The organism is Cellvibrio sp. KY-GH-1 (genome assembly GCF_008806975.1).
Classification (GTDB): domain Bacteria; phylum Pseudomonadota; class Gammaproteobacteria; order Pseudomonadales; family Cellvibrionaceae; genus Cellvibrio.
Genome location: NZ_CP031728.1, coordinates 3,809,506 through 3,829,765, shown reverse-complemented (window position 1 = coordinate 3,829,765; position 20,260 = coordinate 3,809,506). Strand labels below are relative to the sequence as shown.

21 protein-coding genes are annotated in these 20,260 nt (G+C 52.1%); 17 read left to right on the top strand and 4 right to left on the bottom strand.

All coding sequences use genetic code 11. The features are described 5' to 3' along the window. Positions 1–53: 53 nt before the first annotated feature. Both D0C16_RS16185 and D0C16_RS16180 read right to left on the bottom strand, forming a co-directional pair. On the bottom strand, positions 54–1,199 hold the full coding sequence (locus tag D0C16_RS16185) for a PilT/PilU family type 4a pilus ATPase (protein WP_151033309.1): 1,146 nt from the start codon (positions 1,197–1,199) through the stop codon (positions 54–56). Between the two features lie 70 nt (positions 1,200–1,269). Beyond that, positions 1,270–2,304 (bottom strand): type IV pilus twitching motility protein PilT, encoded by a 1,035-nt coding sequence (locus D0C16_RS16180; protein WP_151033308.1) that lies wholly within the window; start codon positions 2,302–2,304, stop codon positions 1,270–1,272. A gap of 63 nt (positions 2,305–2,367) precedes the next feature. Between D0C16_RS16180 and D0C16_RS16175 the strand changes: the two genes are divergently transcribed. The 4 genes from D0C16_RS16175 (at position 2,368) to D0C16_RS16160 (ending at position 6,824) form a co-directional block, all read left to right on the top strand. After that, complete coding sequence (locus tag D0C16_RS16175) at positions 2,368–3,054, top strand: YggS family pyridoxal phosphate-dependent enzyme (protein ID WP_151033307.1); 687 nt, start codon at positions 2,368–2,370, stop codon at positions 3,052–3,054. Positions 3,055–3,110: 56 nt separating this feature from the next. Further along, positions 3,111–3,932 carry a pyrroline-5-carboxylate reductase gene (gene proC, locus D0C16_RS16170; protein ID WP_151033306.1) on the top strand — a complete coding sequence of 274 codons (822 nt, stop codon included), beginning with the start codon at positions 3,111–3,113 and terminating at the stop codon, positions 3,930–3,932. Positions 3,933–3,961: 29 nt separating this feature from the next. Next, a complete protein-coding gene (locus D0C16_RS16165; RefSeq protein WP_151033305.1) occupies positions 3,962–4,555 on the top strand; it encodes a YggT family protein in 594 nt (197 codons plus the stop codon). Positions 4,556–4,802: 247 nt separating this feature from the next. Next, a complete protein-coding gene (locus D0C16_RS16160) occupies positions 4,803–6,824 on the top strand; it encodes a dynamin family protein (protein WP_191968515.1) in 2,022 nt (673 codons plus the stop codon). A 58-nt stretch (positions 6,825–6,882) separates the two neighbouring features. Here D0C16_RS16160 and D0C16_RS16155 read toward each other — a convergent pair whose 3' ends face one another. Next, positions 6,883–7,362 carry a hypothetical protein gene (locus D0C16_RS16155; protein WP_151033304.1) on the bottom strand — a complete coding sequence of 160 codons (480 nt, stop codon included), beginning with the start codon at positions 7,360–7,362 and terminating at the stop codon, positions 6,883–6,885. A gap of 99 nt (positions 7,363–7,461) precedes the next feature. Next, positions 7,462–7,902 carry a heavy metal-binding domain-containing protein gene (locus D0C16_RS16150; RefSeq protein WP_151033303.1) on the bottom strand — a complete coding sequence of 147 codons (441 nt, stop codon included), beginning with the start codon at positions 7,900–7,902 and terminating at the stop codon, positions 7,462–7,464. Positions 7,903–8,135: 233 nt separating this feature from the next. Here D0C16_RS16150 and D0C16_RS16145 point away from each other — a divergent pair, with 233 nt between their 5' ends. From D0C16_RS16145 to D0C16_RS16085, 13 genes are read left to right on the top strand one after another with little or no spacing between them, the layout of a single operon-like run. Next, positions 8,136–8,819, top strand: coding sequence for a beta-ketoacyl synthase chain length factor (locus D0C16_RS16145; protein WP_151033302.1), 684 nt, complete (start codon positions 8,136–8,138; stop codon positions 8,817–8,819). Then, the gene (locus D0C16_RS16140; RefSeq protein WP_151033301.1) at positions 8,819–9,601 is read left to right on the top strand and encodes a 1-acyl-sn-glycerol-3-phosphate acyltransferase; all 783 of its coding nucleotides are present in this window, start codon (positions 8,819–8,821) and stop codon (positions 9,599–9,601) included. Before D0C16_RS16145 ends, D0C16_RS16140 begins: the two co-directional genes overlap by 1 nt. Then, the gene (locus D0C16_RS16135) at positions 9,579–9,854 is read left to right on the top strand and encodes a phosphopantetheine-binding protein (protein ID WP_151033300.1); all 276 of its coding nucleotides are present in this window, start codon (positions 9,579–9,581) and stop codon (positions 9,852–9,854) included. Before D0C16_RS16140 ends, D0C16_RS16135 begins: the two co-directional genes overlap by 23 nt. 10 nt (positions 9,855–9,864) lie before the next feature. Then, the gene (locus D0C16_RS16130; RefSeq protein WP_151033299.1) at positions 9,865–10,119 is read left to right on the top strand and encodes an acyl carrier protein; all 255 of its coding nucleotides are present in this window, start codon (positions 9,865–9,867) and stop codon (positions 10,117–10,119) included. Next, complete coding sequence (locus D0C16_RS16125; RefSeq protein WP_225318720.1) at positions 10,116–10,712, top strand: hypothetical protein; 597 nt, start codon at positions 10,116–10,118, stop codon at positions 10,710–10,712. Before D0C16_RS16130 ends, D0C16_RS16125 begins: the two co-directional genes overlap by 4 nt. Before the next feature lie 56 nt (positions 10,713–10,768). Continuing rightward, a complete protein-coding gene (locus D0C16_RS16120; RefSeq protein WP_151033298.1) occupies positions 10,769–12,499 on the top strand; it encodes an AMP-binding protein in 1,731 nt (576 codons plus the stop codon). Beyond that, on the top strand, positions 12,499–13,260 hold the full coding sequence (locus D0C16_RS16115) for a glycosyltransferase family 2 protein (protein ID WP_151033297.1): 762 nt from the start codon (positions 12,499–12,501) through the stop codon (positions 13,258–13,260). Before D0C16_RS16120 ends, D0C16_RS16115 begins: the two co-directional genes overlap by 1 nt. Next, the gene (locus D0C16_RS16110) at positions 13,257–14,261 is read left to right on the top strand and encodes a hypothetical protein (RefSeq protein WP_151033296.1); all 1,005 of its coding nucleotides are present in this window, start codon (positions 13,257–13,259) and stop codon (positions 14,259–14,261) included. Before D0C16_RS16115 ends, D0C16_RS16110 begins: the two co-directional genes overlap by 4 nt. Beyond that, positions 14,258–15,832: a histidine ammonia-lyase gene (gene hutH, locus D0C16_RS16105; protein ID WP_151033295.1), complete on the top strand. Its 1,575-nt coding sequence runs from the start codon at positions 14,258–14,260 to the stop codon at positions 15,830–15,832. Before D0C16_RS16110 ends, hutH begins: the two co-directional genes overlap by 4 nt. After that, positions 15,816–16,256, top strand: coding sequence for a thioesterase family protein (locus D0C16_RS16100; protein WP_151033294.1), 441 nt, complete (start codon positions 15,816–15,818; stop codon positions 16,254–16,256). Before hutH ends, D0C16_RS16100 begins: the two co-directional genes overlap by 17 nt. Further along, a complete protein-coding gene (locus tag D0C16_RS16095; protein ID WP_151033293.1) occupies positions 16,250–16,831 on the top strand; it encodes an outer membrane lipoprotein carrier protein LolA in 582 nt (193 codons plus the stop codon). The genes D0C16_RS16100 and D0C16_RS16095 overlap by 7 nt, the downstream gene beginning before the upstream one ends. Continuing rightward, positions 16,828–19,191: an MMPL family transporter gene (locus D0C16_RS16090; protein WP_151033292.1), complete on the top strand. Its 2,364-nt coding sequence runs from the start codon at positions 16,828–16,830 to the stop codon at positions 19,189–19,191. The genes D0C16_RS16095 and D0C16_RS16090 overlap by 4 nt, the downstream gene beginning before the upstream one ends. Beyond that, entirely contained in the window at positions 19,188–20,249 is a 1,062-nt protein-coding gene (locus tag D0C16_RS16085) for a class I SAM-dependent methyltransferase (RefSeq protein WP_151033291.1), read from the top strand. Before D0C16_RS16090 ends, D0C16_RS16085 begins: the two co-directional genes overlap by 4 nt. Positions 20,250–20,260: the final 11 nt, after the last annotated feature.

Sequence of the window (20,260 nt, the reverse complement as noted above, 5' to 3'; positions counted from 1 at the left end):
AAAAAAATGCCGGGCATTATCCGGCATTTTTCTATCCACACGTGGAAAAATCGTTAAAACATTTTGCCGCGATTCGTGTGTTCATCACTCTGGATCGACAAACTGTCTGCAGCATGCGACAAATAGTTTGCATCGGTTTCGGAACCGAGCTTAATCATCAGACGCAAATCGTTAGGTGAGTCAGCGTGCAACAATGCATCTTCATAAGTAATTTCGCCATTGTCGTAAAGTGCATAAAGCGCCTGGTCGAATGTTTGCATGCCCAATTCGGTTGAGCGCTTCATCAACTCTTTCAAATCTGATACTTCACCTTTGCGAATCAAATCCTGTGCGAGTGGCGTATTGATCATAATTTCGAGACAGGCGCGGCGGCCGTTTCCATCGGGAGTTGGAATCAACTGCTGCGCAACAATCGCTTTTAAGTTGAGCGACAAATCCATCCACAATTGGCGATGGCGATCAGCCGGGAAGAAGTGAATGATTCGGTCCAAGGCTTGGTTGGCGTTGTTGGCGTGGAGTGTACACAAACACAAGTGACCAGTTTCCGCAAACGCGATCGCATGGTCCATGGTTTCACGCGAGCGTACCTCGCCAATCAAAATTACATCTGGTGCCTGCCGCAGGGTGTTTTTCAGCGCAATTTCAAACGATTCAGTGTCAATTCCTACTTCGCGCTGAGTGATAATGCAACCCTGATGCTGGTGAATAAACTCAATCGGGTCTTCGATAGAAATAATATGGCCTTTGGAGTTCTGGTTGCGATGACCAATCATGGAGGCTAGCGAGGTTGATTTACCGGTACCGGTAGCGCCCACAAAAATAATCAAGCCGCGTTTGGTCATCGCCAGCTCTTTGATCACTTCCGGCAGGTTTAATTCGTCGATTGTTGGGATCTTGGTTTCGATGCGACGCAATACCATCCCCGCCAGGTTGCGCTGGTAAAATGCGCTGGCACGGAAGCGGCCAATCCCACGTGCACTCACGGCAAAGTTAAGTTCCTTGTTTTCCAGAAATTCGGTGCGCTGTTTTTCATTCATGACACTGAGCACCAGCTCGCGCGCTTTTTCCGGGGCGAGCGGCGTGGCCGTCACAGGCACAATTTTGCCATGAACTTTGATCGACGGAGGAACACCGGCGGTAATAAATAAATCTGACGCGCCCTTCTCAACCATTAGTGTTAATAACCGATCAAAATCCATAACCAACCACCTGAAAAATTATTGAAATAGCTGTGACTGAAATGAAACACAACAATCCGAAATTTTCTAATTAGAAATTTTCGGGGAACTTGGCCTTCGACTTGGCCGCTTCGCGACTGACAATGCGACGTGATACCAAATCGGCCAGACACTGATCCATGGTCTGCATACCCAGAGATGCACCGGTTTGAATTGCCGAATACATTTGCGCCACTTTATCTTCGCGGATCAAATTGCGAATTGCTGATGTACCGCGCATGATTTCGTGCGCAGCAACACGACCGCCGCCATTTTTTTTCATCAAGGTCTGCGAGATAACCGCTTGCAGCGATTCGGACAGCATTGAGCGCACCATGGATTTTTCGTTCGCAGGGAACACGTCCACAATACGGTCGATGGTTTTTGCGGCGGAGGTGGTGTGCAAGGTGCCGAACACCAAGTGACCGGTTTCTGCGGCGGTGAGCGCAAGGCGGATGGTTTCCAGATCGCGCATTTCACCTACCAGAATAATATCCGGGTCTTCGCGGAGGGCGGAGCGGAGTGCTTCGTTAAAACCGTGGGTATCGCGGTGAACTTCGCGTTGGTTGACGAGGCATTTTTTGGATTCGTGTACGAATTCGATCGGGTCTTCGATGGTTAATACGTGTTCGTATTTGTTGTCGTTGATGTAATCAATCATAGCGGCGAGGGTAGTGGACTTACCCGAACCCGTGGGACCGGTTACCAACACCAAACCGCGTGGTACCGCGCAGATATCGCGGAACACATTGCCCATCCCCAACTCTTCCATAGTGAGTACTTTGGAGGGAATGGTACGAAACACGGCGCCGGCGCCGCGGTTCTGGTTAAAGGCGTTAACACGGAAGCGTGCCACGCCCGGAACTTCAAACGAAAAGTCGGTTTCCAGGAATTCTTCGTAGTCCTTGCGCTGCTTGTCATTCATAATGTCGTAAATCAAGCCGTGTACCTGCTTGTGCTCCATGGGCGGCAGGTTGATGCGGCGCACATCGCCATCCACACGGATCATGGGCGGCAAACCCGCCGACAAGTGCAAGTCCGATGCGCCTTGTTTGGCGCTAAAAGCCAGGAGTTCGGTGATATCCATCAGGGTAACCTTTTGTTATGCATCGGCCGGGCCGATTTATGTAATGAGTCAATACAACTGGATATGCACAAGATAGACGACAAGCTCGCGAAAGTCACCGCACGAATTCATCAAGCCGCTGCCGCCGCTGGCCGAGATCCCCAAAGTGTGCAGTTAATCGCGGTTAGCAAAACCCAGCCACCAGAGGCGATTGCCCGGGCCTACGCCTGGGGGCAGCGCCTTTTTGGCGAAAATTACCTGCAAGAGGCGTTGGACAAACTAATAGCTTTGCAGCAGTTGGAGGAGCTTGAATGGCACTTTATTGGCCCCATTCAATCCAACAAAACCAGGCCGATTGCGGAACACTTTCAGTGGGTGCATTCGGTGGATCGATTGAAAATTGCCCAGCGCCTAAATGAACAACGCCCGTCACATTTGCCGCCGCTCAATATCTGTGTGCAGGTAAATATTGACGATGAAACCACCAAGTCCGGTGTGAGTCTGGCAGAATTGCCGACCTTGATCGCAGCGATAGCACCGCTGACTCATTTGACGCTGCGCGGGCTGATGGCCATTCCCGCCGCGACTGACGACCCAGGACAACAGCGCAGCGCTTTCGCCAAACTGCGCGGCGCCTTAGAGGTGTTAAACCTGCAAGGTTACAGGCTGGACACCTTATCAATGGGCATGTCTGGTGATATGGAATCTGCCATTGCCGAAGGAGCCACCTTTGTGCGAGTGGGTACGGATGTTTTTGGGGCGCGCAGCTGAATTAATGTTTTGAAATTCTGAATTTGAAATGATTGTTTAATCGTTAAGGATTTATCGTGAGTAAATCAAAAATTGCCTTTATCGGCGCCGGCAATATGGCCAAAGCAATTATTGGGGGCATGCTGGCGGAAGGGTTTAATGCGCAGCAAATTATTGCCGCTGGCCCGCGCATTAAAACGCTGGAAAACGTGCAGCGGGAATTTCACATCGACGTCAGCACTGACAACGCAGCGGCAGCGGTGCAAGCCGATGTCATTGTGCTGGCGGTAAAGCCGCAAATGCTGAAAGAAGTGAGTCTGGCGTTGCGTGAATCGCTTGCGCACAAACCACTGATCATTTCGGTCGCCGCCGGTATTACAACCGCAAGTCTGGCGAACTGGCTGGGAGTTGACCAATCTATTGTACGCTGCATGCCGAATACCCCTTCGCAATTGCGTCTTGGTGCCAGCGGCGCATTTGCGAATGCGGCGGTAAGTGATGCACAAAAATCGGCGGCTAATGCCATCCTCTCTGCTGTTGGGATTGTGCAATGGCTGGATGATGAAAGCTTATTAAATCCGGTGACCGCCGTTTCTGGCTCTGGCCCAGCCTATTTCTTTTTATTTATGGAAGCAATGATAGAAGCGGGTGAAAAGCTCGGCCTAAGCCGTGAATGCGCTACTGAATTGACTTTGCAAACTGCATTGGGTGCTGCCCAGTTGGCGAAAGAAAGCGAGTGTGATGTGGCAGAATTGCGTCGCCGGGTGATGTCACCCAAAGGCACGACCGAGCAAGCGATTAACAGTTTTGAACAAGACCAATTGCGAGCAACGGTACTAAAGGCCATGACGGCTTGCTCGAATCGCGCGGTCGAATTATCGGAATTGTTGGGCAACTAACTTTAAATGTTTTATCACCGGAGAAACTCATGATTGCCAATATTTTGCATTTGATTGTATCCAGCTTGATGCTGTTGTTTCTGGTGATTGTGGTCTTGCGTTTTTTACTGCAATTGGTGCGGGCCGATTTTTATAATCCGGTGTCCCAGGGAATCGTGAAAGTGACCATGCCTCTATTAAAACCCCTGCGCAAAATTATTCCCGGGTTCCTGGGAATCGATATGGCATCGGTGGTGTTGATACTGTTGGTACAATTTCTCGCCAGTGCGATTTTGAGTGTGGTCGTCGGTCAAACGGGTTTAATCGCCAATCCATTTTTATTAATCGCCTGGGGGTTTGTTGGTGCGCTGACGATTATGTCCAGCATTTTTTTCTGGTGCATGATTATCAGCATTATCGGCAGCTTTGTTGCCCCGTTTAGCCATCACCCTTTGTTGACCTTGGCAAATCAAATTATCAATCCGCTTGCAGCGCCCATTCGTAAAGTGTTGCCGCCGCTGGGGGGCGTGATCGATGTATCGCCGATTATTATTTTATTGGGATTAAAAATAGTTGATATGTTGATTATTCGCTTCGCCATGTTCCTCGGCGTCAATCCCCTGGTTACGCTGGGCAATTGGTGATAGACAAGCCCGGATTCGCGCACTGAATGTTGGTGCGCGGATTTACCAAGCACGCTGCAAAGCGTGGCATCTGTTTCCTCAAGTAGCATTTTCCCGCCTTTTACGCCCCTGAAGTAACCACTCACTGCTCAAGATCTGGTCAATGGCAGGCTTTTCCGCTTTAATGCCAAAAACATAAAAATAGAATTTATCCACTACTGGTTATTTCGGTCAGCTATTACACAACGTAGATAATGAGTATACCGCTATGGACGTAAGAGCCTTGCATCGCCAAATGAACCATTACAATCGCTGGAAACGCCAGTTAGACGAGCGTTTGCAGCGTTTTGAGCATTGGCTGAATAACCATGGTGTGTTTGCGGCGCCTATGGGGAAAACCCTGCAGCGGGCGCGGCAGCTATTGCGCGGTGAAAGTTTTACTATTGCTTGCGTGGGCGAGTTTTCGCGCGGCAAAACCGAATTGATCAATGCCTTGCTCTATACCGGTGGTGGCCGCCGTTTGCTGCCGTCACAACCCGGGCGCACAACTATGTGCCCGACCGAGATTTTCTGGGATGCACACCAACCTGCCAATTGTGTGCGTCTTTTGCCCATTGAAACCCGCCGTACCAATACCAGCCTGCAAAGTTTCAAACGCATCCCGCAAAACTGGGTGACTATCCATTTTAATGCCGAGGATCACGAGCAGACGCGCGCGGCTATCAATCAGGTATCGGCGAGCAAGAAAGTCAGTGTGGCTGACGCTATTAAATTGGGTTTTGCCCAGGATGAATTGGGCGAGCGCGATGAGATGGGTCTGGTAACCATTCCTGCATGGCGCCACGCCTTGATTAGTTTGGATCATCCTTTGCTGCGTCAGGGGCTGCGCATTGTAGATACCCCTGGGCTGAACGCACTGGGCAACGAACCCGAACTCACGTTGAAAACATTGCCCGATGCCCAGGCGATTTTGTTTTTGCTGTCGGCCGATGCGGGCGTGACCGCGAGCGACATGGATATCTGGCGCGACCATATCCAGACGCTGCGCGAGGAAAACTGTACCGCGGTAATTGCCCTGCTGAATAAAGTCGACAGTCTCTGGGATGATTTAACGCCGCCCCAAGAAATAGACGCCAACATCAACCAATTGCGCCAGCTCACGGCGCGCCAGCTGGATTTATCGCCTAGCCACGTAGTGGCGCTGTCCGCCAAGCAGGGGTTGTTGGGTAAAGTAGGACGCAATCAGGCGCAATTGCTGCGCAGCAACTTCCCGCAACTGGAGCGGATGCTGGCGGAAATCGTCATGCGCAACCAGCAGCAGATTATCGGTCATCGCCTGGTGGGCGATAGCTACGAGATGATTATCAATGCGCGCAATGGTTTGCTGCGCCGCTTTGCCGAGGCCGAGCAGGAGTTTAACGAGTTGCGCGCAGCGGCACCGGAAAATGCTGCTACCAAGCTGCAAGAACTGCGCGACACCATTCGCCGCGTCCATCACGACTACCACAAGCAGGCGCTGTCGCTGCGCACCAGCCAACGGTTATTGGAATCGCAAAAAGTACCGCTGTTAGCGCCAGTTAGCTTGGCTCAGTTGGAGCAGCAAGTCGCCGAGGCCCATAAAAACCTCGCACAAAGCTGGACGACTGTGGGCCTGACGCGCGCCATCGGCAAATTTTTTGATGATGTAGATAGCAGCATTAGCCATCTGGAGCGCGAAATTGAGCGTTGCAATCGGGTTATGGCGTCAATTTACGAACGCCCTGAGCAGCCGCGCGGTGATGACCATCTAATGATGCGTCACTTGCTGAAAATTCAAAAACAGCGCCGCCAGTTACGCCAGCTGCATAAGCGGGCTGACGATTTCCGCAAGTCCCTAAGTACAGTCTTCTCCCACAAAGGCGCGTTGATCAGTCGCTTCATCAATACCTTGGTGCAGGAAGTTCGCAATGTGTATGTCGAGTTAAATCAGCATATCAACCACTGGATGCAAGAAGCCTTGGCGCCGTTGTTTCACCAAAACCAATATCAGAAGCAATTGCTGGAGCATCACATGTTGCGTTTGACCCAATTGCAAAGCCAGCGCAACTCAGTGGCGGAACAATTGGAATCTTTGCAAACCAATCTCTACCAACTACAGACGGCGTTAGGAAATATCGAACCTCTCTATCGAGAAATTCTTAGCGCGCCTTTGGAACCTGAATTGTTAGTGGATGCGGATGTGAGTGCGGAAAAAACTACCGCGCAAGTGGTTTCAATTCACCAAGGGAGACAGCTAACGCGCGGCAACTAGCCGCGCGTTAAACATTTTATTCGACGGTGGTATTTTTCAATAGCGCCAGTGATGCAGGCTAAATATTTTTTGTGCTCAACCATTTGCTAACGTCTTTACCAAGGGTGACAACACAGCGTTCCAGGACTGCGCAAGAGCTTTTAAACCCTGCACCGAATCCGCCACTAGAGTTCCTCTCCCCTTCGTAGGTATCAACAAGTTTACCGTCTTTATAGAGCTCGGCCATGATGGAAACTGATTTGCTGTGGCCGATGAATGCGTTGCCGGCACTGACAGCATTAACGATGATCAGTTTCAGATTAACACCCGGTGCGGCGGTGTCCAGGCTGTCCTTTTTTAACACCGACCAGCCACTTTCCTGAACAGCAGTCGCAGTTGATTCTGCAAATTTGCTGCCCAAATTGGTACACTCATTTCTGATTTTTGCTGGGACAAATTTGTCGTTGTAAAAGCCAACTGCCTGGTTCAGCGTAAGTTCTTTAGCGCCAGCACTGCCAGATATTAGCAAGGCTAATGCAATAAAAAATTTTTTCTTCATAATTATCTCCGTTATTTAGAGTCGCACCGTTTTTATCCAAGAGGGCTGATTTTGCTGGCTCAAAAAAATTTAACACTGCCGTGCTCAGTGCATTTGAAGTTACTTTAACTCCACCACATCACCAACCAGTGCAACACCGGAAACCAACATGCCCGAACCACATTTAAATGTAGTAGCGCTGCTAGTGAGGTTGTTGCGGTAATTTGAGCGAATATTTACCACGGCATTCGCACCCAGGCTTTGGGCTTTTTCCCGCAGGGCCTTCATTGTTGATAAGAATGCCCACTCGCAAGCTTCCTTATCGCTTTTGTTGGCGCCATTGGTTTTTTTGTTGGTACGTGATTCCACAAACTTTTTGACGATAGCGCCGTGGGCTTGGTCGCCAAAGTAGAATTTAATATCGGTACCCAGGATTTCCTTTGCTTGTGCAGATGCCAAGGCATCGGCGATAGAGTAATCCTGAATATCATCGCGTGCGCTGGCATTAAGGGCACATAAGCTGAGAGTAAGAATACCGAGGTTGGAGGCAAGATGCTTCATAGGTAACTCCGTGTTTTGTGATGAATGGGTTGAGACGATCACTGCATTTTAGCTAAGTGAAGCGGCAAGCATACTATGATATTCATGGCCAATGAGCGAGCCGTGGTAGATTACTGGGTTATTGGATTGTCGTAATAGTTCACATTCCAAGTGTTGTCTGTAACAATGTGGGCCTGACCTTGGGGGTTAGTAAGACCGTTAACAAAAGCAACTCGGATTCGCGGAAAATAATAATGTCAGCGCTAGGTTTCAATATCCTTGGCTGGAAGGCTTGGTCTGCTCGGGCGGCGGATTCACAGCCCGATGTCACCATCATTCCGGCTATGCTCAGACGTCGTCTCAGTCTGGTGGGCCGCGCTGCGCTTAGTGTCATAATTCCGCTGGTAGACACCCATGGTTCCATGCCTTTGGTGTATGTATCTCGCCACGGCGACCTTAATCGTACCCTGGGATTATTACGGGATCTTGCTCACGCGGAGCCAATGTCGCCGACGGCGTTCAGTTTGTCAGTACATAATGCGATTGCCGGGCTTTTCTCCATACATCAGGGGTTGACTGCCAATATCACGGCTATCAGTGGCGGGCGCCAGGACCTCATACCCGCGTTATTGGAAGTTTTGGGTTTGTGCCACGCTAACGGCGGCCCGGTGCTTTGCGTATTTTGCGATGAGCCGCCGCCCGACCTCTATAAACTCCATGTCAACCAACCTGAGCACGCTTATGCTTTAGCAATAGTGGTTTCTGCGGGCAGCGAGTGGTCGTTGACCAGTTCGGGCCAGGTTGCTGAGAATACAGAGGCAGCAGATGCCAATCCCCAGTCGTTGACTCTACTGACCCTACTTGAAGACTCGACCTTATCTACCCTGACTCTTCCCGCGAATGGCAGCGTCTGGTCAATTCAGCGCAGTGCCAGCTGATGTTCAATTCGATTAACTACTACTGGCGATTATGTGCGACGGGCTTCAGTTTTGCCCTGTTTGGCATCGGCGGTGTGCTTATTCCGCTATTGGCGTCCCCATGGATTAAATTGACCTCGCGTTCACCAATCGTGCGGCAGCGGCGCGCGCGCTTGTTGATTCATCGCACTTTTCGTCTCTATATCCATACGCTGCGATTTCTCGGTGTGCTCAGCTGGCAGATTAGTGGCGAAACACTATTGCAGCGCCCGGGCCTGTTGGTGCTGGCGAACCACCCCTGCCTTATCGATGTGGTTTTTCTCATCGCGTTTATTCCGAATCCGGACTGCATAGTAAAAGGGCGTTTACTGACTAATCCTGCCATGCGGGGATATCTACGCTTAACCGGGTTTTTAACCAATGATTCAGGCGCTGAGTTGGTAGAGGCGGCAGGTAAATCTCTTGCCGCAGGAAGTGCACTGATTATTTTTCCGGAAGGGACCAGATCCCAACCGGGCGCTGGCCTAAAATTCCAGCGCGGTGCAGCCAATGTAGCGTTGCGCACCGGCACGGCGGTCACGCCGGTCACGATTTTATGCGAGCCCCTAACACTGACCAAAAAGCACCGGTGGTATCATATCCCGCCACGCAAGTTACATATGACTTTACGGGTGGGGCAGGATATAGCCGTTTCTACCTATGATCGACAAACGCCTGCATTAGCTGCGCGTCAATTGACGCAAGACTTGCAGGATTACTTTACTGAGGAAATACGAGCAAATGACAAACCCATTTGTAACTGATTTGGCATTGGAGCTGAAACAACTGATTATTGAGACGCTGGACTTGGAAGATATCAGTGCGGATGACATAGACGATTCTGCCCCACTGTTCGTTACCGGTTTAGGGCTGGATTCCATTGACGCACTTGAGCTGGGCGTCGCGTTGCAGAAACGCTATGGGGTCAAGCTGGATGCCGAGGCGGAAGAAACCCGCAAGCATTTCGCTAGTATTCAAAACCTCTGCGCGCTGGTCGCGGATCGCCGTACCAAGTAAGGAGTGTGCCATGGCAGACAAGAATGCGATTTTTGAGCATGTAGTAACAACCCTGGCCGATCTGTTTGACCTTGATCCCAAAGAGATCCACCTTGAATCCCATTTGGGGGACGATTTGGATATCGACAGTATTGATGCAATTGATCTGGTCGTGGAACTAAAGAAATTCGTCGGGAAAAAAATCAGCCCGGAAGATTTCAAGGCAGTGCGCACCGTTGAAGATATTGTCAATGCTGTAAGCGAGCTGATGGACAAGGCTGAGTGATGAAGCCCTCGGGGCGCTGGCCGGGGATAATCGTTGGCGGGGTGCTAATTCTGTACCCGCTGTTAGTTTACGTCGGCCTCGATTTTTTAGGGCCACGTTGGTTGGCAGTGATTTTATTAGTGGTTGTCGGTGCTCGTTTACTGCTGGTCAAAGTACTTGGTGTTGGCGTTGCGCAATCTCATAACCTTTGGCTATTACTTGCGGCCGTTATTGCAACTCTGGTGACCCTGGCGAGTGGTTCGTCGATTGGCCTGAAGTTTTATCCGGTATTGGTCAGTCTGGTATTACTCATGGTGTTTGGATTGAGTCTGTGGCGTCCGCCGACGGTTATAGAGCGCTTCGCTCGCCTGCAACACGCGGATTTACCTTCTTACGCTATAGCCTATACGCGCAAGGTTACCTGGGTCTGGTGTGGTTTCTTTGTCGCGAACGGGGCGATAGCCTTCGCTACTGTCTATGCCAGTGACGAATTATGGGCGTTGTATAACGGCTTGCTGTCTTATCTTGCCATTGGAATCCTGTTGGTTGGCGAATACCCGCTGCGCAAATGGGTTGAGTACAAGCATAAAGCAAACACCAGGCTCGAGCCTTAAGTAACAATGCTCACGGTAGACCCGTGAGTGCAATAAATTGAGATAAACGCAGTTACATGCCGATAATTAATCTACCTGAGTTGATTGCCAATCCCGGCAATGCTTTTCCCGCTCACCAACCACTGGCGTTTGACGCCAACAGTGAATTGAGTTGGGGCCAGTTTAGTTTGCGCATTTCGGCATGGGAAACAGTTTTCACACCGCTAAAAAGTCAGATAGTCGCATTATACCTGCGCGATAGTGTTGAGTTTGCTGCGGCGTTAGTTGCCCTCTGGCGTCAGGGGAAGCAGGCCTTGATCCCAGCGAACAACCTCCCGGATACTCTTTCCCGGGCGGCCAAGTTGACCAGTGACTTTGCCGGCGACTTTGATCTTCCGCATCGCCTTCAACCCGACTCCGAAGTGGAGCCGCGGGAATTGGCTCGCTTGGCGCCAGTCACTTTGCCGCAAGCTGCATTGACACTCTACACCTCCGGCTCATCAGGGGCGCCAGTTGCGATCAACAAAAGCTTTGCGCAGTTAAACACGGAGTTGCGTGCCCTGGATACGCTGTGGGGCGCGCAGCTTGCCGGCGCGCGTATTGCTACCAGTGTTTCACATCACCACATTTATGGACTCTTGTTCAGGTTGCTCTGGCCGCTCTGTGCAGGCCGCTGTTTTAGTCGCTATGAATGCGATTACTGGGAAGAATTGGCACAGTTAGCGGGTACAGGGAAACCGTTGGCGATTATTAGTAGCCCGGCGCATTTGGGGCGTATTCCACCGCTGGATTGGCCACTCAATGCGCAGTTAACGGCTGTTTTTTCCTCGGGAGCTCCATTGCGGCGCGAAGCCTCCCTGGAGGTTTTACGCCGGTTGCACTGCCCGGTGAGCGAGATTTATGGCAGCACCGAAACCGGTGGTATCGCGTGGCGTGAACAGGATAAAGACGATATCTGGCGATGCCTGCCGGGGGTTGAGGTTCGTTTGGCGGAAGCTGACGGCTTGCTGCAGGTACGCAGCCCTCACCTTGCCGATGCAGAATGGTTTACCAGCGCCGATGCAGCGCGTTTAGTGGGGGAGGGGCAGTTTGAGTTATGTGGTCGCGCCGATCGTATAGTCAAAGTAGGTGGCAAACGGATTTCGCTGACAGCCATTGAACAGATCCTGGAGCGACATCCTCTGGTAGCGCAAGTGCGTCTGTTACTGCTGCCCGATCGCGGTGAGCGTTTGGGCGCGGTGCTGGTGCTTAATAACGCGGGTAACAAGCAGTTGGTGGATCAGGGTAAGTTCGCACTTAACCAGATATTCAAACAGGCGTTAGATGGCCTGTGTGACAGGGTGGCAATACCTAGGTATTGGCGCTACATGGCTCAATTGCCTTGTAATCGCCAAGGCAAAACCACGCTGGACGATCTGCAGGCGTTGTTTACCGACGCCGAATTACCGCGTTTGCCAGAGCTGCTTGAACGTACGGCGGAGACAAATACCCTATCGCTCAAGTTGTTCGTGCCCGCTAATTTGTATTATTTCGATGGTCATTTCCCCGGTCGGCCAGTATTACCCGGTGTAGTTCAAACCCATTGGGCGGTTCACTATGCGCGTCAGCACTGGGGGGATTTGGGTGAATTTGGCGCGCTGGAAGTCTTGAAGTTTCAGCAGGTAATTTGCGCAAACCAGTCACTGGCGTTGTCGCTGGAATATCAATCGGAGAAGAACAAGCTTTACTTCGCTTACACCAGTGGTCCTGATTCAGCACCAGTTGCCCATGCCAGTGGCCGCGTAGCGTTTACCCGGAGGGTTAACTGATGTCGGGTTCGAGCTTGTTTAACCCCTGTGCTCTGGTGCCCGTGTTCAACCATGAGCAGGTACTTGGGCTGACTCTGGCGAGTATCCGCAGGCTAGGACTGCCGGTAGTCATGGTTGATGATGGCAGTAATGAGGCGTGCAAAAAAGTAATGCGCCAGCTCGCACGCGAGATGGATCAGGTGCATCTGATAGAGCGGCCCCACAATGGCGGTAAGGGTGCTGCGCTGAAAACCGGCATGCAGGCGGCGGCTCAACTGGGGTTTAGCCATGCGTTGCAAATTGATGCAGATGGCCAGCACAACACCGATGACATACCAGGGTTTCTGCGTCTGGCCGAAGCTCGCCCCGGGTGTCTGATAGCGGGTATGCCGGAATATGATGACTCGGTACCCAAAGGGCGCCTGTATGGTCGTTATCTGACGCATGTTTGGGTTTGGATTAATACGCTTTCGCTCGTCATCAAGGATTCCATGTGTGGTTTTCGTGTCTATCCTTTGCAGCGCTCATGCCGTTTGCTGGCCGAAGAACCTATGGGCGATCGCATGGACTTTGATTCCGAATTTATGGTCCGTTGGCGCTGGCGCCATTGGCCTATCCATCAGCTTTCAACGCGAGTTATCTATCCGGAAAATGGGGTTTCCCATTTTTTGGCCTGGCGCGATAACAAATTAATTTCCTGGATGCATACACGGTTATTTTTCGGCATGTTGTGGCGTTTGCCACGCCTGTTACTGCAAAAGTTCAAAGCGGAGGTTGAGTGAGCGGCGAACACCAAACCCACTGGGCCAATATCAGCGAGGCTGGCGCAACCACTGGAATGCGCTTTTTGCTGGGGTGTTACAAACTTGGCGGAGCCCCCCTGTTCAAACTGTTCCTGTTTCCAGTAATGGTCTATTTCTTTTTGTTTCGCCGGGACGCGCGCCAGCATTCCCAGGCATATCTGCAGCGTGCGATACCAGGGTTCACTCCTCAAACAGGAAATGCCTGGCGCTTGGGATTCGCCCATTTTTGGTCTTTTGGTTTGGCATTGATTGATAAGTTGGGTGTGTGGATGGGGCGCATCAAATTGGCGGATGTTGTTATCCACAATGACGAGCTGATTGAAGACCTAATGGCCCGCAAACAGGGAGCGCTTTTTTTGATTTCCCACCTGGGCAACTTTGAAATCTGTCGCTGCCTTTCAGCGCGTCACGCGACTATGCGGCTGACTGTGTTGATGCATACCAAGCACGCACAAAAATTCAATCGCCTGCTGGAAGAACAGGTGGGGCAGAGCAATATCGATATTATCCAGGTAACCGAGATTACTCCCGCAACCGCAATGATGTTGAGCGAGCGCGCGGAGCGCGGCGAGTTTATTGCAATTGCGGGTGATCGGGTGGCAGTCACGCATCCAGAGAATTGCTTGTCGGTAGATTTTCTGGGTGATCAGGCCCCCTTGCCGGTTGGGCCGTTCATGTTGGCCGCGATTCTACGTACGCCATTAATCGCGCTTTTTTGCCTGCGCGAGCAGGGCCGTTACCAGATATATTTTCAGCAACTGAGTGCCGCTGTGCAGGTATCCCGTTCGCATCGCCGTGAGCAGCTGACACAGCTCGCGCAAACTTATGCAGAGCGACTGGAATACTTTTGCCGGCGCGAGCCGTTGCAGTGGTTTAATTTTTTTGATTTTTGGCATTTGCCATCCGTCACCCCGTCTGTGTCGCAACCTACTAATCCGACCTTGAAAAAAGCGTCGGAGAGCAATAAAGGATCAACATGAGTCACCCAGTCAGCACCCCTCTGGTCTTCGATAGTCAACGCTTGAGCATCGAGGACATACTTGCCACCGCGCACCAGCGTCGCCCCCCCGTTTTGGGCAATTCGCCAGAGTTTATCCAGCGCATTGAACAAGGGGCCAGATTCCTTGACCGTTTACTGCAGGAAGACGGCGTGATTTATGGCGTAACTACCGGTTATGGCGACTCCTGCACCACGCATATCCCGCGCGAGCTGGTGGAGCAGTTACCCCAGCACTTGTATACCTTTCACGGTTGTGGATTGGGTGCGGAGCTTTCGCCGGTAGCCGGGCGGGCTGTCCTGGCGGTGCGCCTGACATCGCTGACGCGCGGGTATTCAGGGGTAAGTTATGGCCTGCTGCAGCAACTGGTGACGCTCTTGCAGCGGGACATAGTGCCAATTATCCCCGAAGAAGGTTCGGTGGGGGCCAGTGGTGATCTAACCCCGCTTTCTTATGTCGCGGCAGTGCTTTGTGGTGAACGTGAAGTCTATTTACGGGGCGTGCGCCGCAACACCGCTGAGGTGTTTAGCGAGCTGGATATCAAACCGCTCAAGTTGCGCCCGAAGGAAGGTTTGGCCTTGATGAATGGCACGGCGGTTATGACGGCGTTGGCCTGTCTGGCATTTGAGCGGACTGACTACCTGACCAAACTGGCAACCCGGATCACGGCGTTGATGACTGTGGCTGCCCAGGGCAACGCCCATCACTTCGATGAGTTGCTGTTTGCGGTAAAACCCCATCCCGGCCAGCAGCAAGTGGCAGCCTGGTTACGTGAGGATTTGCATGCGGGCGAACCGCCGCGCAATCCCAACCGTCTGCAAGACCGCTATTCCCTGCGTTGTGCACCCCACGTGATTGGTGTGGCGGTGGATAGCCTGCCCTGGTGGCGCCAGTTCATAGAAAATGAACTCAATAGTGCCAACGATAATCCGATTATTGATGGGGAAGGCGAGCACGTACTGCACGGTGGACATTTTTACGGCGGGCACATCGCCTTTGTCATGGACACTATGAAAAATGCCGTCGCTAACATCGCTGATTTGTTGGATCGCCAACTGGCGCAATTGGTTGATCCCAAATTCAACCATGGTTTACCCGCGAATCTGTCCGGTGCGCCGCTGGAGCGCCGTGCGATAAATCACGGGTTTAAAGCCGTGCAAATCGGCGTGTCTGCCTGGACCGCTGAGGCGTTGAAACTCACTATGCCCGCTAGCGTATTTTCGCGCTCAACGGAATGTCACAATCAGGACAAGGTCAGTATGGGAACTATCGCGGCGCGCGATTGCTTGCGCGTGTTGCAATTGACTGAGCAGGTTGCAGCGGCAGTCTTGCTGGCGGCTTGCCAGGGGCTTGAGTTGCGTCAGCAAGCAGGCAATAGCGAACATGGAATTGAGGGTGGACTAAAAACCACCTTTGAAGAAATTCGCACCGTACACGGCTTTTTAGCCGAAGATCGTGCGCTGGAAGGGGAATTGCGCCAGTTGATCGCCCGTATTCAGGCGCAGGGGCTGAGCCTTTATCGTGAGGGGAATGACGATGGCACGCAAGGATAAGGTTATCCCCGAAGCTTGGCGTGCCAGTGTGGAATTGGAAATTCCGTTTCACGATGTGGATATGATGGAAGTGGCTTGGCATGGCCACTATGCGCGCTATTTAGAAATTGCGCGTTGCAAACTATTTGACCAGCTGGATTACAACTATCGCCAGATGCGCGATTCCGGTTATTCCTGGCCTGTTATCGATATGCATATCCGCTACGTCCAGCCGCTGAAGTTCCAGCAGCGGGTCATTGTCTCTGCCTGGGTTGAAGATTGGGAAAATCGCCTGCGGATCCAATACCTGATTAGTGACGCTGCCACTGGTTCACGGCTTACCAAAGGCAGTACTGATCAGGTGGCCGTAAGTCTGGCAACCGGCGAAATGTCGCTCGCATCGCCGCCTATTTTGTTGGAAAAACTTGGGGTAATCGGATGTTAAGACTTATTTTGGCCAGTTGCTTGCTGGCCGTTACAACCATTGCCCAGGCCGATGCCGATCTGCTTGCCGAGTTGACCCGTCGTAGCGTGGCCATCCAGACCTTAGAGGGCAGTTTTGTCCAGACCAAGTCGATTGCAGTACTACCCGTCCCTATCACTTCCACGGGCAAATTCTCTTTCGATCGCAAGGTGGGAGTGCTTTGGGAAACGCTAGAACCGGTGCGCAACAGTTTGCAGATCAGTGCCGGAACTATCAAATTTGAGGATGCCCAGGGCAAGTCATTGCTGGAAGGGCAGGGGCCGGCAGCTGGCGCAGAAGTTATTGCCCGCATCTTTTCCGGTGTCATTGCCGGCGATCTGGCTGCGCTCAACGAGTACTTCGTGGCTACCAGTGCTGGTTCCAGCACCAAATGGCAAATTATTCTGGTTCCTCGTTCACCGAATCTAGCGGCCTACATCAAAAAAATTGAGCTGCAGGGGCATGAAATTACCGAACAGTTGGATATTGCCGAAGCCAATGGCGACGCTACTCGTATCCAGCTGACAACGGGTAAAGTGACGCGTACCGCTCCGTGAAATCGTTAGCTCTACTTTCGACGCCCGCTGCTCACCGCCGAAACCTGTTCTTTGCCGCGGTTTGGCTGCTGGCGTTCGTCTTCTGCGCAGTGTTTAGTGCGCGGCAGTTGCTTTATACCAAACCTTTCCACAGCAATTTATTGGAGTTGTTGCCGCGCGATGAGCGCAATCCGGTACTCCACGATTTGAGTTTGTTGCTCGCCAGCCGGTTTCAGGATCGTTTGTTGGTATTGATAGCCGCGCGTGACAAGGATCTGGGGCTGAGTCAGGCACAGGACCTGAAAGCGCGGTTGCTCCACAGTAACCAGCTGCAGGAGGACCAAACCAGCGATGGGTTGCAACAACAACTTCAGGCACTCTATCGGCCGTATAGCCAACAATTACTCAGCGCTGAAACCCGACTATGGCTGGAGCGACACAGCCCGGAGCAACTGGCCGAGCAGGCTTATGGCGATTTATTTAATCCCATAGCAGTGCCCCGGCCTTATGGGTTTGCCGAAGACCCATTTAACTTGGGGGGGCGGTGGCTTACCAGTTTGGCTCCTGCGGTAAAGTTGCAGGAGTATCAGGGGTTTCCCATAGTGGAAGCCCGCGGTGAACAGTGGTTGTTGGTGAGTGCCCGATTGCGCCAAAGCCCCTTTGATCCTGAGGTACAAGAGTATGTTACCGGTGTTCTTGCAGCATTTAGGTCGAGCTGGCCTGATGCTCAATTACTCACTTCCGGGATGATTTTTCATGCGGCGGCAGGTACTGAGCAGGCTACCCTGGAGATAAACACGGTTGGATTAGGTTCGATGCTCGGGATAGTGGCGATGGTGCTTTGGGTTTTCCGTAGCCCGGTGCCGCTCGGTGCGGTTCTGCTGACCATGACTAGTGCCTACTTCCTCGCGTTAACCGTAAGCCTGTTGGTATTCGGACGTATCCACATCATCACCTTGGCATTCGGCAGTACCTTACTGGGGGTGGCTGGTGATTACGTGCTTCATTTCCTAATGGGAAGTCAGCGCGAGGGTGGCGGTTTGATCGCGCGTCACGAGCTGCGCTTTGCGATGGCCATAGGCGCACTTACTGGAATCGGGGCTTATCTGCTGCAATTTACGACTCCCTTTCCCGGACTCCAGCAAATGGCGATTTTTTGTGCTTCGGGTATTTTTGGGGCCTGGATGACTGTATTGGCGCTCGGGCCGTTTTACCGACCCCGACCGGCCGGCGGAGCGGCGTTGTCATCGCTCCCCGCCCCCTTGCGCGCTGCGACCAGTTTTTTCAGAGTGGGCCTAGGGCTTTATCAACCCCTTTGGTGTCACCCAAAGAGCGTAACCTTGTGTTTAGCGGCGCTGATGGTGGTGGCGACGGCAGTCGTGGTACGCGGTGGCGCGAACGACGCAGTACTGAATCTGAATACCTCGCCAAAGGCGCTCCTGGTTTCGGAGCAGCAGGTACAGGAGATTCTGCTGCAGCCGTCCGTAAGTCGCTTTTTCTTTGTGGAGGCAGCATCGGCAGAAGAATTGTTGATTCGTGCACAGGCGCTGTCTGAGCGCTTGGCTCAGGCAGATCAGTCTGGTTGGCGCTGGCAAGGGTTGACCCAGTATCTGCCGGCAACGGCCCAGCAACTGGCGGATCGTCAACTGGTTTTCGCAAAGCTATACGGAGAACGAGGGGCATTGGCGCAACTCTGTGCCAAGTTAACTACCCAATGCCAGGCGCCGCGATTAGCGGACACCGTGCTCACGCCTGCCGAGTTCACGGCGAGCAGTCTGGGGCAATTAGCGCCACCGATGATACCAAAAGACGACACTTGGTACTCAGTAGTAACCCTGGTCTCTCCCGCGTCGGATCAAACTCTGGCTGAACTAACGGCGTCCCTGCCGGGGGTGAAGCTAATCAATCAGACGGATGATTTATCACAACTGCTGGGGCGCTATCGCTGGAGTGTTTGCAGCGTTCTTGCAGTAACCCTGGTGCTGCTCGCCGCCGGTTTGCTGGTGCGTTATCGCCGGCGCGCCTGGCGGTTACTTTTGCCGCTGCTGGTTGCGATGGTTTTTGCCTTGGGCAGCGCTGCCATTGATGGTATTACCCTGTTTCACGTGATGGCGCTGTTACTGGTAATAGGCATTGGTCTGGACACAGCCGTTTTTTATACCGAAGGCGGCTTTAACCCCGAGTCTTGGCTGGCATCCAGTTTGGCGTGTGGCACCTCAATTCTGGCGTTTGGTTTGTTATCATTGAGCGCTGTGCCGGTGTTGCATCAATTTGGTTTGATTATTCTGGTTGGGATCCTGACTTGCTGGCTCCTGACCCCGCTGTTTTTTGCCCCGACTAGGGTCGCGGCGCACCCCCTGATAAATGAGGAAGATAAATGACAACAAAAAAGATGCATGCCATTGACGCACTTCACGAAGCACAAAAACTGGCTTTTTCGCCGCTGTTTTTTCAGGCCGTATTAACCATCCGCAATTTGGGAATCCTCGATTACATCTTCGATAAAGATGGTCAGGCCACTATTGAGGATATAGTTCGCGACCTGGGATTATCCGACTATGGTGTGCGTTTGTTGGTGGAGGCCGCTGAGTCAGCAGGTGCCTTGTCGGTCAATGAGGCGGGGTTGTTAGAGGTGACCAAAACCGGTTTTTTTATTTTGAAAGATCGGATGACCCAGGTAAATTTTAATTTTGTTCAAGACGTTTGCTACGAAGGCGCAAGGGTCCTCGAAGACTGCGTTAAAAATGGCAAACCGGAGGGGTTAAAGGTGTTTGGCAACTGGCCAACGGTTTATGAAGGTTTGTCGCAATTGCCTGACCGGGTGAAGAAATCCTGGTTTGAATTTGATCATTTTTACTCCGACAACGCCTTCCCATCGGCCCTAAAAATCGTATTCGACCCCAAACCTGCGTACATCTTCGATATCGGTGGTAATACCGGCAAATGGTCGATGCTGTGCTGCGAATATGATCCGGACGTGCGCGTAAAAATCCTCGATCTGCCCGGGCAGCTGGCGGTGTCGCGTGAAAATGCGCGTCAGCGCAATTTGTTGGAGCGCATCGATTTCCACCAGATTAATCTGCTCGACACCAGCCAGAAAGTTCCCCAAGGGGCGGATGTCATTTGGATGAGCCAATTCCTGGATTGCTTTGCAGTAGAAGAAATCGTTGCCATCTTGAAAAATGTTTGCCAGGCCGCCAATCAAAATACGCGTATTTACATTCTTGAGCCGTTTTTTGACAACCAGAAATACGCTGCCGCCAAGCATAGTTTGATTGGCACGTCGCTGTATTTCACCACTATCGCCAACGGTAATAGCAAGATGTATAGCGTCGAGGTCATGAAAAACCTGGTAAGTCAGGCCGGGTTGGTGGTGAGTCAGGAATATCCGTTGCTAGACGGCAGCTATCACACCTTGCTCGAGTGCAGAAAGACTTGATGAGTCGCGCA